We start from the raw sequence: 15,467 nt of genomic DNA, 5'->3' as shown, positions 1-15,467 counted from the left end.
GTTGCCGAGTCTGGTCACGGGGGGAACGGGGTTCATCGGGGCGCACGTCGTGCGGGCGCTCCTGGCGCGCGGGGGCGAGGTGCGCTGCCTCGTGCGGCCGGGCAGCGCGCGAGAGAACCTCGATGGCCTTCCCGTCGAGATCGTCCCCGGCGATCTCGGGGACGCCGCGTCGTTGAAGAGGGCGTGCGCCGGCGCCGACGTCGTCTACCACGTCGCCGCCGATTACCGGCTGTGGCTCAGGGACCCGCGCGAGATCTATCGCACGAACGTCGACGGCACCCGGGCGCTCCTCCGGGCTGCGGGCGACGCCGGCGTGCGGCGCTTCGTCCACACGAGCTCCGTCGGCGCCCTCGGCCTCACCAAAGACGGAACGCCGGCGGACGAGCGGACGCCGGTCACCCTCGAGCAGGTCGTCGGCCACTACAAGCGCAGCAAGTTCCTCGCCGAGCGCGAAGCGGAATCGTTCGCCGCGCAGGGCCTTCCTGTCGTGATCGTCAACCCCTCGACGCCGATCGGCGAGTACGACGTCAAGCCGACGCCGACCGGCGCTCTCGTCGCCGATTTCCTCGCGCGGAAGATGCCGGCGTACGTCGATACCGGCCTGAACGTCGTCGACGTGAAGGACGTCGCCGAAGGTCACCTCCTCGCCGCGGAGCGCGGGAGGATCGGCGAGAAGTACGTGCTGGGCCACCGCGACATGACGCTCAAGGAGATTCTCGACGCGCTCGCGACGATCACGTCGCTCCCCGCGCCGCGCCTCCGGCTCCCGCACGCCATCCCGCTCGTCGTGGGTGCGCTCGACACCGGCTTCTCGCGTCTCACCGGCCGGCCGCCGCGCGTCCCGCTCGAGGCGGTCAGGATGTCGATGAAGAAGATGTACTTCGATTCCGGCAAGGCGGTGCGCGAGCTGGGCCTGCCGCAGACCGATCCGATCATCGCGCTCGGGCGCGCCGTCACGTGGTTCCGCGGTCGCCGGAAGGAGGCCGCATGATCGCCGTCGTCGGCGGCGTGCGCGAGGAGCTCCACGCCTTGAGGGCGGCGCTCGAGTCGCCGCGCGAGGTCGCGCGGGGAGGTCTGCGTGCCGTCACCGGGCGTCTTTCGGGACAGGACGTCGTGCTCGCCGTCGCGGGCGACGGCGCCCCGCAGGCGCGCGCGGTCCTGGGCGCGCTCCTGACCGACTTCCCGTGCGACGCGGTGATCGGCGTCGGCGTCGCCGGCGGGCTGACCGACGACCTCCCGGCGGGAGCCCTCGTCGTCGGGGCCGAGTTGCGCGAGCCGGGCGGCGGCGTTCTCGTTCCCGATTCCCTCTGGCGAGCGAAAGCCGAGGCGGCCGGGGCGGCGCCGGCCAGCCTCGTGAGCACGCGCGCGATTGCCGGCACCCCACAGACGAAGCGCGCGCTCGCCCGGGCGCTGGGCGTGGGCACCGCCGCGGTCGACCTCGAGTCGTACGCGTGGGCCGAGACGGCTTCTTCCAAGAGCATCCCGTGGGTCGTCCTCCGGGTCATCAGCGACGCCGCCTCGGAGCCGATCCCCGCGTTTCTCCTGGCCTGTCAGCGCGACGACGGCAGCATCGACCGGGGCCTCGTCGCCGCGAAAGGGCTCGCCGTTCCGACGAGATTGGCGGCACTCCTGCGCCTCAGGCGCCGGGTCCGGGAGGCCTCGGCGAACCTCCGCCACACCGTGTCCGCTATCATGGGCGACGCACCGCGCACACTCTCCCGGAATGCGTCGCGGGAGGCGATGTGAAGACACCCGCGGACGACGACCTCCTCATGCGCGATCGCAAAGCCGAGCACATCCGCTTGGCGCTCGAAGAGCGCAACCAATTCGACGCGCGGGCGTTCTCGGCGTGGACGTTCGACCACGAAGCGCTTCCCGATTGCGACTTCGACGACATCGACGTCACGACGACGTTCCTCGGGAAGCCGCTGCGGGCGCCCCTCTTGATCTCGTGCATGACCGGAGGCACCGAGGTCGCGACCCGTATCAACCGTCACCTCGCCGAGGCCGCCCAGGCGCGCGGCGTCGCTCTCGGCGTCGGATCGCAGCGCAAGGCGATCGAGGACCCGTCGCTCGCCGCGACGTTCCAGGTCCGTGACGTCGCGCCGGACGTGCCGGTGCTCGCCAACCTCGGCGCGATCCAGCTCAACTACGGCTACGGCGTCGCCGAGTGCCGCCGGGCGGTCGACATGATCCGCGCCGACGCGCTCGCCCTCCATTTGAACCCGCTGCAGGAGGCGATCCAGCCCGAGGGGCAGTGCCGCTTCGCCGGCCTCCTCCCGAAGATGCGAGAGGTCGCGGCAGCGCTCCCGGTGCCGGTCATCGCGAAGGAAGTCGGGAGCGGCCTCTCGGAGGCGACGGGCCGCCGCCTCGTGGACGCCGGCATCCGCATCCTCGACACCGCCGGCGTCGGCGGCACGAGCTGGGCGCGCATCGAGGCCCAGCGGTCGGGCGACGTCGCGGTCGGCGAGCTGTTCGCCGGGTGGGGAATCCCCACGCCGGATTCGATCCGGCAGCTTCGCCGGATCGACGGCGTCACGATCGTCGGAAGCGGCGGCCTCCGGAGCGGTCTCGACCTCGCGAAGACGATCGCGCTCGGCGCCGATCTCGGCGGCATGGCGCAGCCGTTCCTCGAGGGCGCGCTCGAGTCCGCCGAGCGCGTCGTGGCCCGCATCGACGCGGTCGTCCACGCGCTCAAGATCACGATGTTCTGCCTCGGAGCCAAGAGCCTCCCCCAGCTTCGTTCGGTTCCGATCCGCAAGGAGTCCATGCGATGAGCAAGGTCAAGGTCGCTTCCCCCGACGCCGCGACGAGCCGAGACGAGACGATTGCCGCCCTCGTGGACGGCAGCATGCGGTTCCACGAGCTGCCCGCCGAGATCCCCCCCGGCGAGGCGACGGCGATCCGTCGCGAGGCGGTCGGGAAGATCACGGGCACCACGCTGGACGCGATCGCGCACTTCTCATTCGATGCCGGGACCGCGGCGACGCGTCACTGCGAGAACCTGATCGGCGTCGCGCAGATCCCGATGGGGATCGTCGGTCCGATCACGGTCCACGGCGATACGATCGACGGGGACGTGCTGATCCCGATGGCGACGACCGAAGGGGCACTCCTCGCGTCGATCAACCGCGGGTGCGCCGCGATCCGTCTCGCAGGCGGCGCGACGGTGTACGTCGAGGACGTCGGGATGACGAGGGCTCCGGTCTTCCGCGCTCGCGGCCAGCGCGAGGCCCGCGCGTTCCTCTCGTGGATCGCCGAGCACGAGACCGAAATCCGCGAGGTCGCCGAGGGGACGAGCCGCTTCCTCAAGATGACCGGCCTCCGCCCGTACGTCTTCGGGACGACGATCTTCCTCCGTTTCCGCTTCACGACCGGCGACGCGATGGGCATGAACATGGCGACGATCGCGTGCGACCGCGTCGTCCGCGATCTCATCGAGCCGAAGACCGGAATCCCGTGCGTCGCCCTCTCGGGAAACTACTGCGTGGACAAGAAGGCCGCCTCGGTCAACTTCTCCGAAGGACGCGGCAAGCGGGTCCACGCGGAGGTCGTGCTCGACGCGGCGATCCTCAGGGACGTGCTCAAGACCGACTCGCGCTCGCTCGTCGAGGTCCAGTACCGGAAGAACCTCCTGGGTTCGATCGCGGCCGGTGCCATGGGCTACAACGCGCACTACGCGAACGTGCTCTCGGCGTTCTTCATCGCCACGGGCCAGGACCCGGCGCACGTCGTCGGCGGCTCGACCGGCGTCACCTGCATCGAGCCCAGGGAGAACGGCGCCGTGTACGCGTCGATCTTCATTCCCGATCTCCCGCTGGGCGCGACCGGCGGCGGCACCGGCCTCGCCACGCAATCCGAAGCCCTGCGTGTCCTCGGCGTCGTGCCGGACGTCGATCGTCCGGGCCAGGCGGCGCTGCGCCTCGCCGAGATCCTCGGAGGCGCGGTCCTGGCCGGCGAGCTGTCGCTCATGGCGGCGTTCACCTCGAGCGACCTCGCGCGCGCGCACCAGCGGCTCGGCCGCGGCGGAGCGGAAGGCGACAAGGGCGCATGAGCTCCTCGGCCGCGGCCTCCGTACCGGGTAAGACGATCCTGTTCGGGGAGCACGCGGCCGTCTACGGCCGTCCCGCGCTCGTCGCTGCGCTCGACCGGCGGATGAGCGTCGTCTGCCGCGCCGAGCCCAAGGGCCGCGGCGCGATCCGCCTCGAGGCCGCGGCGTACGGGCTCGCACGCATCTACGAAGCCGACGAAGTCGCGTCGATCGTCACGCGGGAGAGGGCCCTCGATCCCGGTGACCTCGCCGTCGCCGCCGCCGCGCTCGCCACGTCGGGCTTCACCGGCGATCTCGACCTCCAGGTCGAGTCGGCGATCCCGCCGGGCGCCGGGTTCGGAAGCTCCGCCTCGCTCGCCGTCGGCGTCGTCTCCGCGTGCCTGCGCGCGCTCGAGCGGCCGGCCGGCCACGACGGGATCGCGGCATTCGCCCACCGCGTCGAGCGCCTCCAGCACGGAAACCCCTCGGGAATCGACGTACGCGCGGTGCTCGAGGGCGGCGCCCTCTGGTGCCGCCGTACCGCGGACGGCCTCGTCCACGAGGCCGCGCCGCTCAGCTCCACGGCGCTCGCCGCGATCCGCCTCTACGACACCGGGACGCCGGTCGAATCGACGGGCGAGATGGTCGCGGCCGTCGCGAGCCTGCGCAAGCGCGATCCCGGAACGGTCGACCGCGCGATCGCCGAGCTCGAACGGGCGGCCGAAGAGGGTCGCGAGGCGCTCGGCACCGGTGACGTGCCCGCGCTCGTCGCCGCGGTGCGCCGGGCTCACGCCGGGCTCGTCGCACTCGACGTCGTGCACCCCGAGGTCCGAAGCGCCGTCGCGGCGATCGAGGCCGCCGGCGGCGCCGCGAAGATCTCGGGCGCGGGAGGACGGCGCGGCGCCGGGTCGGGTCTTCTCCTGGTCGTCGATTCCCAACTCGCGACCCCGCCCTCGTGGGTCGCGCACGACGTCGCGCTGGGCGCCCCGGGCCTCCGCGAGGAGGTCGCCGCATGACCGGCAAAGCGACTCACACCGCTCCCGCCAACATCGCCTTCGTCAAGTACTGGGGCGCACGCGATCTCGCGCAAGCGATCCCGATGAACGCCTCGATCTCGATGACGCTCTCCGAGTGCGTCAGCCTGTCGACGGTCGCGTTCGAAGATGGCTCGTACGAGCCCGACCGGATCGAGCTCGTCGCCGAGGATGGGTCGCTCTCGATCCCACCGGTCGCGTTCCGCGCTCGCGCGCTCGCCCATCTCGATCGCGTCCGCCGCTGGGCCAAGCGCGGCGGCTCGTTCCGCGTCGCCACGCGGAACTCGTTCCCGACCGGCTCGGGGATCGCGTCGTCCGCCTCTGGATTCGCCGCGCTCACCCTCGCCGCGACGCGGGCGCTCGGCCTCTCCCTCTCGACCTCCGAGCTCTCGACGCTGGCGCGCATGAGCGGCTCCGGATCGGCGGCGCGCTCGGTCATGGGCGGCTACGTCGCGTGGTCGGCCGAGGGCGACGCCGGGCATGCGACGCCGATCGCGCCGGCTTCGCACTGGGACCTCCGCGACGTCATCGCGCTCGTCGATCCGGGCGAGAAGGCCGTTTCTTCGCTCGAAGGCCATCGGCTGGCGCCGACGAGCCCGCACTTCGAGGCGCGCCAGCGGCTCCTCTCCGGGCGGCTCGCCGAGGTCCGTCGAGCGATCGACCGCCGCGACCTCGACCTGCTCGGTCCGATCCTCGAGGAGGAAGCGGTCGAGCTGCACCTGATCGCGATGTCCTCGAAGCCTCCGATCTTCTACTGGAGGCCGGGGACGCTCGCGGTCCTCGAAGCGCTGCGCGCCGCACGTACGCAAGGCCTCTCGGCGTGGGCGACGATGGACGCCGGCGCCAACGTCCACGTGATCTGCCAGCCTTCCTGCGAGCGCGATGTCACCTCGATGCTCCAGTCGCTCCCAGGGGTGACCGGCGTGCTCTTGGACGGCGTGGGCGAAGGGCCCCGGGTCCAGCAGGAGCACCTGTTCTGATGCCGCCCTCGATCGTCCTCGTGAAGCTCGGCGGGAGCCTGATCACCGACAAGGCGCGCCCGGGGATCGCGCGCCTCGCGACGATCCGCCGGCTCGCGCGCGAGATCGCGTCGCTCCCGCGGGGGAACGGAGCGCCGCGCCTCGTGCTCGGCCACGGGAGCGGCTCGTTCGGCCACGTCGCGGCGTCTCAGGGCGGCGTCGGCGGCTCGCGGGCCAAGAAGCCCGCGCGGGCGGACGGGATCGCGCGGACCCAGCACCGCGCCGCGGAGCTGCACGCGATCGTGATCGACGCGCTCGACGCCGCCGGCGCCAAGCCGTTCTCGCTCGCACCTTCGAGCTTCATGACCTGCTCGAACGGACGCGTCGCGAAGGTTTTTTCCGATCCGCTCTTCCACGCGCTCGACGCGGGGCTCGTCCCCGTCGTCTACGGCGACGTCGTGCTCGACCGTGAGTGCTCCGCCGTCGTCGTCTCGACCGAAGAGGTGTTCGTCGCGCTCGCGCGCGCGGCTTTGCTTCGCGGCGTCCCGGTCGCGCGCGCGGTGTGGCTCGGCGAGACCGACGGCCTCGTCGCGAAGGGCGGAGACACGGTGAACCGGCTCACCGCCGCCGGCGCCCGGAGCAGGTCGCTCCGCGTCTCCGGCGCGTCCGGCGTCGACGTCACGGGCGGCATGGCGCTCCGCCTTCGCTCGACGGCCGCGCTGGCCCGCCGCTCCGTGCCCTCGCTGATCCTGGACGGCAGGCGCGCCGGATCGCTCGCCCTGGCCGTCGCCGGACGGATGAACGGCGGCACGCGCGTGGTCGCCCGATGAGCGCCATGGTCAAGCTCGACGACCTCCTCGAGAAGACGAGCCGCACGTTCGCGCTCTCGATCCCGATGCTCCCCGAGCCGACGCGGCGGCACGTCGAGATCGCCTACCTGCTCTTCCGCGTCGCCGACACTTTCGAGGACGCCGTCCTGTGGCCGCGCGCCTCGCGCATCGCAGCCCTCGACGATCTCGCCGTCCTGCTCGAGACGCGCGGCGGCGAGGAGGAAGCGTCGCGCCGCTGGCTCGACGAAGTCCCCTTGAAGCACGCGGGCTACCTCGAGCTCCTCCACGAGACGCCCGCGGTGCTCGAGGCCTACTGGGAGATGCCGGCGGCGGCACGCCGTGCGCTGGCCCGCGACCTCCTGCGCACGGTACGCGGCATGGCCGACGTCGTGCGGCGCGGCGACGAGCGCGGCAACCTCCGCCTCGGCAGCGTGCGCGAGCTGCGCGACTATTGCTACGTCGTCGCAGGGATCGTCGGTGAGATGCTGACCGAGCTGTTCCTCGTCGATCACGCGGCACTGGCGCCGGTGGCCGAGAGGCTGAGGCGCCGCTCGCGGTTCTTCGGCGAGGGGCTCCAGCTCGTGAACATCCTGAAGGACGCGGCGTCCGATGCGACCGAAGGACGCGTCTACCTTCCCGCCACCGTGACGCGCGACGCCGTCTTCGCGATCGCGCGGCGAGATCTCTCGCTCGCGGCGGGCTACGTGCGGACGCTCAAGCGTGCCGGCGCCGCGGATGGACTCATCGCGTTCACCGGAAGCCCGGCGATCCTCGCGCGCGCCAGCCTCGACCGCATCGAATCCGCCGGCCCCGGCGCGAAGCTCACCCGCCCCGAAGTGGCATCGCTCATGGAGCGGATGTTCGACGATCTCGCCGCGGGCCGCGACGTCATCTGAGGGGACATTAAGTACACAGAGGGGACAGCTTCCGAAACTCGAAGTACAGAGTTTCGGAAGCTGTCCCCTCTGCGTATTTAGTGTCCCCTCACCCGTTCGAGATTGCGGCGGAAACCTTCGTTCGACGGGTCGAGGCGCAGCGCTTCCTGGAACTCGTGCGCGGCCTCGCCGGCGCGGCCACTCCGCGCGAGGAGGACGCCGAGCGTTCCGTGCGAGGTCGCGTCGCCGGGCGCGCGCTCGACCGCTTCGCGCGCGAGCCGCTCGGCGCCGGCGAGATCGCCGCCGTCTCGCATCAGCCGGATCGCTTCGGAGTTCAGGAGTGCGACGAGCTTCTTCTGGACGACGTCGTTCGCGGGGTCGAGCGTGCGGGCCTTGCGGAAGATGTCGAGCGCCTCGGCGCCGCGCTTCTCGGCGACGAGACCCTCGGCGAGCGCGACCCAGGCCTCGGTGATCCGATCGGAGATCGCGAGCGCCTTGTGGAGCTCGTCGATCGCCTCGGGATAGCGGTCGTGGCGGAGCAGGGTGAGGCCGAGGCTGAGGTGCGCGGCGGCATTCGGAGGCGTCACGGCAAGCGTGTGACGTACGAGCGTCTCCGTGTCGCGCCAGAGCCCGACCTGCCTCGTCCCGGCGACGGCCTCCGGGACCAGGACGATGCCGAGAAGCGCCCACGCCGCGGTACGCGACGAGAGCCGGTCTCCGACCTCCCAGACGAGCGCGACGACGGGGCCGACGAGAGGGAGGTACGTGTAGCGATCGGCCATCGCCTGCGCGCCGACCTGGATGATCCCCACCACGGGGAGAAGCGTGACGAGATACCAGAGCCAGCCGACGGCGAGGTGAGGTCGGCTCCGCCAGCAGAATACGGCGGCCGCGGTGAGCGCGGCGAGGACGAGCGTGCAGCCCACGACCCGCCCCGGCGTCAGCGCCGCGTAGTCGAACGGGTACGGATTGCCGAGCCCTACCGGCCAGACGGTCGCAACCAGGTAGTGGACCGCGCTCACCGCGGCGTTCGCGAGGCGCGTGCCGAGCGGAAGCGCCGTGAGCCCGACGACCGCGCCCTCGCGCGCCTGTGCGACGACGGTGAGCACCGCGGAGATCGCCGAGAGAGCGAAGAACGGCGCCTTCTCCTTGAGCCTCGGAACGAGCGCGAACCGGTCGAGCGGCCAGCGGTCGAGGAGAAGGAGGACCACCGGGAGGGTGATCATCATCGGCTTCGCGAGGAGCGCCAGGGCAAAGAGCGCGAGCGCCCACGCGTAACGGGAGCGCTTCCCGCTACGCACCCACGACGCATACGCGAGGATCGCCGCGAAGCCGAGCGCCTGCGAGAGCACGTCCTTCCGCTCCGAGATCCAGACGACCGATTCGGCGCGCAGCGGATGGAGCGCGAAGAGGAGAGCGGCGGCGGCGCTGCGCCCCGCGCAGCCGGTCATCGCGCGGAAGGCGAGGAAGAGCAGGATCGCGGCCAGGGCGTGGAGCGCGATGCTCGTCGCATGGAACATCGCCGGCGACGGCCCGCCGATCGCCGCGTCGAGCTGGAGCGAAAGCCAGGTCAGCGGGTGCCAGTTCGCCTGACGGAACGTCGTGAACGCCCAGGCGACGTTCGCCGGCGTCGGGCCGGAGAGCACCTGCGGGTTCTCGACGACGTACGAGCGGTCGTCGAGCTCGACGAAGTCGTAGCGCACGGCACGCCCGAAGACGAGCGCGACCGCGAGCGCGAGGCCGCACGCGATGAGCGCGACCCGCCGGCCGGCCGTCACGGCGCGCCCAGCCTGGCGACGAGGCCCTCGCGGACGCGGGGCCAGTCGAGATCGGTGACACCGAAGTACACGGTGTCGCGCACGTATCCGTCCCAGCACACGCGGTGGCGGCGCAGAACCCCTTCCCGGGTCGCGCCGATCCGCTCGATGGCGCGCTGCGACCGCTCGTTCCGGCCGTCGGTCTTCAACGTCACCCGGTGCGCGCCGAGATCGTCGAAGGCGTGGGCGAGGAGGAGCAGCTTGCACTCGGTGTTGACCGCGGTGCGCTGCCAAGCCGGTCCGATCCACGTCCATCCGATCTCGAGCGTGCGGTGGGAGCGGTCGATGTCGAGGTACCGCGTCGAGCCGGCCGCCGCTCCCGTCGCGACGGGCACGATCGCGAAAGCGATCGAGCCGTCTTCGCGCGCCGCCTCGCGGATCATCGCGCGGACCTCCTCGAGCGATCGCGGGCGGGGCCGAGGGAGAAACGCCCAGACCGCGTCGTCGCCGGCCGCGGCGAAGAGAGCCTCGGCGTGATGCGCGGCGAGCGGCTCGAGCGTGACGTGGCGTCCGCGAAGAACGATCGGTCGCGGATCGAACGGAGGGACCGGCATTCGCCGGATTCTAAGGTATAAGAATTCTGGAGGGTCCGTGAAGCCGCCCGTCAAGCGCAGCCTGATCGCGATCGCCGCGGTCGCCGCCCTGATCCAGCTCGTGCCGGTCCATCGCACGAATCCGCCGGTGACCTCCGACATCGCGACTTCGGGCGAGGTGCACGCGATCCTCAGGCGCGCGTGCTACGACTGCCATTCGAACGAGACGCGCTGGCCGTGGTACAGCCACGTCGCCCCGGTCTCGTGGCTCCTCGCGCGCGACGTCTCGATGGGCCGCCGCCACATGAACTTCTCCGAGTGGGGCCAGTACACCTCCGACAAGCAGGACGCGAAGATCCAGTCGATCTGGGAGCAGGTGTCGCACGACCAGATGCCGCTCTGGTTCTACCGGCCGCTCCACCCGGCCGCGAAGCTCACCGACGCCGATCGCGCCGTACTCCAGGCGTGGGCGACGCCGGCCCCCGACCTGCATTGACGCCGTTTCCCCGTTTTCGGGTTAAGGTCGGAGTGTGAAGCCGCTGGCACCGGTCTCCGTGTTCTACCGACGCCTCGTCGAAGGCGCGGCCCTGGGCACGCTCGTCATCAGCGGCTCCCTCGCCGTCGGCATGATCGGCTACCACCGGCTCGAAGGGCTCGGCTGGCTCGACTCGTTCCTGAACGCGTCGATGATTCTCTCGGGGATGGGGCCGCTGCACAACCCGGCATCGTCCGGCGGCAAGCTCTTCGCGGGCATCTACGCCCTCTACTCCGGCCTTGCCGTGATCCTGATCGCCGGTATCATCTTCGGTCCGGTCTTCCATCGGTTCCTCCATCGGTTTCATCTCGAGACCGACGCCGAGGAGTAGGAGCCCGCCATGTGCGTCGAAGCCCAAGCCGATCTCGACGGCCTCCTCGCGAGCGGCCGCGTCGTGCGCGCGGCGCTCGACGCGATGGCGGCGGCGGTACGTGCGGGTGTCTCGACCGCCGAGTTGGATGCGATCGGCGCGGCCGTGCTCGCGGCGGCGGGCGCCCGCTCGGCTCCGAAGCTCGTCTACGGCTTCCCCGGCGCGACCTGCATCAGCGTCAACGACGAGATCGTGCACGGCATCCCCGGAACGCGCGTCCTCGAAGACGGCGACCTGCTGAAGCTCGACGTCACCGCCGAGAAGGACGGCTACATGACCGATGCCGCCGTGACCGTCGTCGTGGGCGTCGCGTCCGAGACGTCGCGCGCGCTCGTCGCCGCCGCGCGGCGGGCGTTCGATCGCGCGATGGAAGCCGCGCGGGCCGGCGGCCGCGTGAGCGACATCGGACGCGCGGTCTCGCGCTCGATCAGGCACGACGGGTTCTCGGTCATCAAGGATCTCTCGGGCCACGGGATCGGCCGGACGATCCACGAGGCCCCGAGCGTGCCGAACGTCTACGACCCGCGCGCCCGGCAGCGGCTGAAGCGCGGCCTCGTGATCGCCGTCGAGCCGATGCTCACGAGCGGCTCGGGCGCGATCGTCGAGGACCGGGACGGCTGGACGGTGCGGACCGCCGATGCCGCCCCCGCCGCCCACTACGAGCAGACGATCGTCGTCATGGACGGCGCGCCGATCCTGCTGACCGCCGCGTGATCCGCAAGATCGCGATTCTCGGCATGCTCGTCGCGGCGGTCCCCGCGCACGCCGATCTCAAGGCGGCGCAGGCGGGGCACGCGAAGCTGCTGACGACCTACGTGACCGGCCACGGCGTCCGTTACGCGACGTGGCGGACGAACGGCGACGACCTCAAGCGCATCTCGGAAGTCGTCATGATCTACCGCAGCGCCGACCTCAAGACGCTCGAGCCGCACGAGCGCGAGGCGGTGCTCATCAACCTCTACAACACGAAGATCCTCGAGACCATCCTCCTCCTGAACCCGTCGGGATCGATCCGCGCGCTCTCGAAGGCCCTGCGGCCGAACGAGATCTTCCACCGCAACGCGCTCTTGGTCGACGGGAAGCCGGTGAGCCTCGACGAGCTGGAGAGGCGCCTCGTCAAGGAGTACAAGGACCCGCGCATCCATTTCGCGCTCAACAGCTCCGCGCGCTCGTGCGCGCCTCTCCGGGCCGAGCCCTATTACGGCAACAAGATCGACGACCAGCTCGACGACGCGACGCGCGCGTTCCTCGCGACACCCGGCGTCGTCACGATCGATACGTCCCATCACACCACGGTCATCAAGACGAGCACGCTCTTCGACTGGTACAAGGACGACTTCAAGCCGCTCGGCGGGACGCTCGGCGTCCTCAAGAAGTTCGGCTCCGAGGCGGTCGCCGAGGCGGCGTCGGCCAAGGACGTGAAGGTCGAGTACCAGCCGTGGGACTGGTCGCTCAACGTCGCCCCCTGACCGATGCCGACCTACCGCCTCGACCTCGAATACGAGGGAACGCGCTACCGCGGATGGCAGGAGCAGCAGAACGCGCGCTCCGTCGCCGGCGAGCTACGAAGCGCGATCGGTGAGGCCGGCGGCGCCGTCGTCGAGCTCGGCGGTGCGGGCCGCACCGACGCGGGCGTGCATGCGGCGCATCAGGTGGCGCATTTGCGCCTGCGAGAGCGGATCGATCCGAAGAAGTTCCGCCTGGCGGTCAACGACGCGCTGCCGCACGACATCCACGTGCTGGCGCTCTCGTCGGCCTCCGACCGCTTCCACGCCCGCCACGACGCGGTCCTGCGATCGTACGTCTACCAGATCTCGCGGCGGCGCACGGCGCTCGCCAAGCGCAGCGTCTGGTGGATCAAGCGCTCGATCGATCCGGCGCTCATGGCCGAAGCGGTGGCGGCCGTCCCCGGCATGCACGACTTCGCGGCTTTCTGCGAGCGGCCGCAGGACCAGACGTCGACGCGCGTACTCGTCGACGGTGCCGAGGTCGTGGAGGACGGCGCCTTGATCCTCGTCCGCCTCGTCGCGTCGCACTTCCTGTGGAAGATGGTCAGGCGCGTCGTCGGCGCGCTCGTCAAGGTCGGTGCCGAGGATCTCCCCGTTCCTGAGTTCAAGGCTCTGCTGAAGAATCCTTCACGGACCGGCACCGCCGAGTGGACGGCGCCGCCGTCCGGCCTCTTCCTCGAGCGCGTGCTCTACGCGGGCGACCCACCGCTTCCGGCGCTGCGCGCGCTCGTGCCGGTCTCCGGCGAAGCTTCGTCGTCGAAGGGGAGCGGCGCCTCGCGTCCCGCTTCGGGAGCCCACCGGACCCGGTAGACCGGAGCGGTGCGGAGCTGATCCTCGATCGCCGCGCGGATCTCGTCGGCGCTCGGCTTTCCGGCGCGGCGCCGCGCCGCGGCCAGCGCGTCAACGTCGATCGCGGCGTCCTTCCCGCCGACGTCCTGGCGCCACATCAGGACCGCGAGGTCCGGAGAGGCGAATCGTCCCTGCAGGCGCGTGAACGCCGACCACAGGGAGGCCTCGGGGATCTCGAGCGGCGCGTCGCCCGCGCCGGCGAACCCTTCGCGCTCGACGACCGCGCCGGGAACTGCGATCCGGATCGCAGCGGGGAACGGATCGTAGACACGCCGTGACAGCTCGTCGAGCGTGTAGGCGTCGTCCTTGGCCGCCGTGAGGATGGCGCCGCACGCGCCCATCGCGTCCTCGACCGCATCGGTCAGACGCGACTCCTCACCGGTCAGCGACTCGCCCTCCGGAACCTTGGAGACGATCGACGCGAGGCAGACGCGGGCGCGCTCGGGACGCCGGTCGAGGTAGTCGTAGAGGCGCTCGAGGGACGCGAAGTACGCGGAGAGCTTCGTGCTCCAGGACGCCAGCTCCGTCTTCACCCGCTCGCGCTCGGCGCTCGTGACGCGCAGCGGATGGCCGGGAAGGAGGGTCAGCTCCTCCCAGCCCTCGCCGTGGTCGTAAGAGACGCCGACGCCCGCGTCGCGCAGGAAGGCGCGGAGGTCGTCGGGAGTCGCGAGACGTCCGTGCCGCGTCAGGCGGATCAACTTGCCGTCGGCGGTGTCGCGGACGTCCCGCTCCCGCGCCGGCGACGCCGCGGCGAACCGCGCCGACCACGGGTCGGTGCCCTCCTCGAGCGCCCGGGTCTCGCTCTCCAGGCGCTCGCGCAGCTTCGGGCTCTCGGCGAAATCGGAAGGGTCGCGAAGGCTCACCCGCAGGGAGACGACGGAAGCCCCGCCCGCGAGCATACGGATATCCAGGCGCTCGGTGAGCGGCGCCTCGAGACAACCGCACAGCGGGACGGCGAGCAGGATCGCCGTCGCCTTACGCATGCGCCTCATGGACGCTCCTCCGTGGATAATCGGGCCGTGTTCTCCCGCCGCATTCCCCACGACCTCTCCCCGAACACCTACGCCGCCGCGAAGGCGAAGGCGGCGATCGCGCACGATCTCACGATCAGCAACCCGACCGCCGCGGAGATCGAGTATCCGCGGGATCTCCTCGCCGCGCTCGCCTCCCCGGCCGGACTCGCCTACCGCCCCGATCCGAAGGGACTCCGCAAGGCGCGCGAGGCGGTCGGGGCGCTCTACGGCGCCGATCCGGACCGGATCGTGCTCACCGCGTCGTCGAGCGAGGCGTACGGCTTCCTCTTCAAGCTGCTCTGCGATCCCGGCGATGCCGTCTACGTTCCGTCGCCTTCGTACCCGCTCTTCGAGCACCTCGCCGCGCTCGACGGTGTCGCGGCGTTGCCGTATCCGCTCGACGGCTCGCACCGCTGGCAGCCGGTGCCGCAGGATCCTTCGCGGGCCAAGGCGGCGATCGTCGTGCACCCGAACAATCCGACCGGCTCGTTCGTCGATCGCGAGACCGCCGACACGCTGGCGCCCGGCCTCCCGCTCATCGTCGACGAGGTCTTCCTCGACTACGCGTGGGGATCGAGCCCGACGAGCTTCGCGACGCGGGACCAAGGGCTCACGTTCACGCTCGGCGGGCTCTCGAAGAGCTGCGGCCTCCCCCAGCTCAAGCTCTCGTGGATCGTCGCGTCGGGGCCGGAGCAGAGGCGCGAGGCCGCGCTCGAGAAGCTCGAGTTCGTCGGCGACAACTATCTCTCGGTCGCGACACCGGTTCAGGAAGCGCTTCCGGAGATCCTGCGCCGTGCGGCGCCGGTGCGGGAGGCCATCCGCGCCCGGTGCCTGGCCAATCTCGCCGCCGCGCGCGCGCTCCTCCCTCCGGGCGGCGCCGTCGAGCTGCTCCCGCCCGAGGGCGGCTGGACCGCCGTCGTGCGCTTCCCCCGTGTCGTCGCCGAGGAGGCGCTCGTCCTCGAGCTCCTCTCCCAGGGGGTCGCCGTCCATCCCGGCTACTTCTTCGATTTCCCGGCCGACGGCTACCTCGTCGTCAGCCTGCTGCCACCGCCCTCGTCGTTCGCCGCGGGCTTGCGGACGGTGATCGGCACGATCGAAGCCGCGGTATAGTGCG

The 15,467-nt window shown here is 71.3% G+C and carries 16 protein-coding genes; 14 read left to right on the top strand and 2 right to left on the bottom strand.

Features of this window, described 5'->3' with window-relative positions; all coding sequences use genetic code 11:
* The first annotated feature begins 1 nt into the window (after position 1).
* Genes hpnA through VFV19_09315 form a run of 8 tightly spaced genes read left to right on the top strand, consistent with a single transcriptional unit; the run spans position 2 to position 7,749 of the window.
* The gene (gene hpnA, locus VFV19_09350) at positions 2-991 is read left to right on the top strand and encodes a hopanoid-associated sugar epimerase (protein HEX4824508.1); all 990 of its coding nucleotides are present in this window, start codon (positions 2-4) and stop codon (positions 989-991) included.
* Positions 988-1,746: a hypothetical protein gene (locus VFV19_09345; GenBank protein ID HEX4824507.1), complete on the top strand. Its 759-nt coding sequence runs from the start codon at positions 988-990 to the stop codon at positions 1,744-1,746. Before hpnA ends, VFV19_09345 begins: the two co-directional genes overlap by 4 nt.
* Positions 1,743-2,777 carry a type 2 isopentenyl-diphosphate Delta-isomerase gene (gene fni, locus VFV19_09340; GenBank protein ID HEX4824506.1) on the top strand — a complete coding sequence of 345 codons (1,035 nt, stop codon included), beginning with the start codon at positions 1,743-1,745 and terminating at the stop codon, positions 2,775-2,777. The genes VFV19_09345 and fni overlap by 4 nt, the downstream gene beginning before the upstream one ends.
* Positions 2,774-4,054 (top strand): hydroxymethylglutaryl-CoA reductase, encoded by a 1,281-nt coding sequence (locus tag VFV19_09335; protein HEX4824505.1) that lies wholly within the window; start codon positions 2,774-2,776, stop codon positions 4,052-4,054. Before fni ends, VFV19_09335 begins: the two co-directional genes overlap by 4 nt.
* Positions 4,051-5,046, top strand: coding sequence for a mevalonate kinase (mvk, locus tag VFV19_09330; protein ID HEX4824504.1), 996 nt, complete (start codon positions 4,051-4,053; stop codon positions 5,044-5,046). The genes VFV19_09335 and mvk overlap by 4 nt, the downstream gene beginning before the upstream one ends.
* Positions 5,043-6,044 carry a diphosphomevalonate decarboxylase gene (gene mvaD / locus VFV19_09325; GenBank protein HEX4824503.1) on the top strand — a complete coding sequence of 334 codons (1,002 nt, stop codon included), beginning with the start codon at positions 5,043-5,045 and terminating at the stop codon, positions 6,042-6,044. The genes mvk and mvaD overlap by 4 nt, the downstream gene beginning before the upstream one ends.
* Entirely contained in the window at positions 6,044-6,853 is an 810-nt protein-coding gene (locus VFV19_09320) for an isopentenyl phosphate kinase (protein HEX4824502.1), read from the top strand. The genes mvaD and VFV19_09320 overlap by 1 nt, the downstream gene beginning before the upstream one ends.
* Positions 6,850-7,749, top strand: a complete 900-nt coding sequence (locus VFV19_09315) for a squalene/phytoene synthase family protein (GenBank protein ID HEX4824501.1) — start codon at positions 6,850-6,852, stop codon at positions 7,747-7,749. The genes VFV19_09320 and VFV19_09315 overlap by 4 nt, the downstream gene beginning before the upstream one ends.
* A gap of 77 nt (positions 7,750-7,826) precedes the next feature.
* On the opposite strand, the gene VFV19_09310 is transcribed toward VFV19_09315, so the two are convergent.
* A complete protein-coding gene (locus VFV19_09310) occupies positions 7,827-9,506 on the bottom strand; it encodes a tetratricopeptide repeat protein (GenBank protein HEX4824500.1) in 1,680 nt (559 codons plus the stop codon).
* Positions 9,503-10,099 carry a GNAT family protein gene (locus tag VFV19_09305; protein HEX4824499.1) on the bottom strand — a complete coding sequence of 199 codons (597 nt, stop codon included), beginning with the start codon at positions 10,097-10,099 and terminating at the stop codon, positions 9,503-9,505. The genes VFV19_09310 and VFV19_09305 overlap by 4 nt, the downstream gene beginning before the upstream one ends.
* Before the next feature lie 37 nt (positions 10,100-10,136).
* Here VFV19_09305 and VFV19_09300 point away from each other — a divergent pair, with 37 nt between their 5' ends.
* The 6 genes from VFV19_09300 to VFV19_09275 all read left to right on the top strand — a co-directional run bounded on the left by VFV19_09300 (position 10,137) and on the right by VFV19_09275 (position 15,463).
* On the top strand, positions 10,137-10,574 hold the full coding sequence (locus tag VFV19_09300; protein HEX4824498.1) for a heme-binding domain-containing protein: 438 nt from the start codon (positions 10,137-10,139) through the stop codon (positions 10,572-10,574).
* Positions 10,575-10,608: 34 nt separating this feature from the next.
* On the top strand, positions 10,609-10,944 hold the full coding sequence (locus VFV19_09295) for a hypothetical protein (GenBank protein ID HEX4824497.1): 336 nt from the start codon (positions 10,609-10,611) through the stop codon (positions 10,942-10,944).
* A 9-nt stretch (positions 10,945-10,953) separates the two neighbouring features.
* The gene (gene map / locus VFV19_09290) at positions 10,954-11,697 is read left to right on the top strand and encodes a type I methionyl aminopeptidase (protein ID HEX4824496.1); all 744 of its coding nucleotides are present in this window, start codon (positions 10,954-10,956) and stop codon (positions 11,695-11,697) included.
* Positions 11,694-12,452: a DUF547 domain-containing protein gene (locus VFV19_09285; GenBank protein HEX4824495.1), complete on the top strand. Its 759-nt coding sequence runs from the start codon at positions 11,694-11,696 to the stop codon at positions 12,450-12,452. Before map ends, VFV19_09285 begins: the two co-directional genes overlap by 4 nt.
* Before the next feature lie 3 nt (positions 12,453-12,455).
* Entirely contained in the window at positions 12,456-13,301 is an 846-nt protein-coding gene (gene truA, locus VFV19_09280) for a tRNA pseudouridine(38-40) synthase TruA (GenBank protein ID HEX4824494.1), read from the top strand.
* Positions 13,302-14,359: 1,058 nt separating this feature from the next.
* Positions 14,360-15,463 carry a pyridoxal phosphate-dependent aminotransferase gene (locus VFV19_09275; protein HEX4824493.1) on the top strand — a complete coding sequence of 368 codons (1,104 nt, stop codon included), beginning with the start codon at positions 14,360-14,362 and terminating at the stop codon, positions 15,461-15,463.
* Positions 15,464-15,467: the final 4 nt, after the last annotated feature.

It is taken from the genome of Candidatus Polarisedimenticolaceae bacterium, assembly GCA_036275915.1.
Lineage (GTDB): Bacteria > Acidobacteriota > Polarisedimenticolia > Polarisedimenticolales > DASRJG01 > DASRJG01.
Note: the sequence above shows the minus strand (reverse complement) of the source record. Positions and strands in the feature narration are given on the sequence as shown.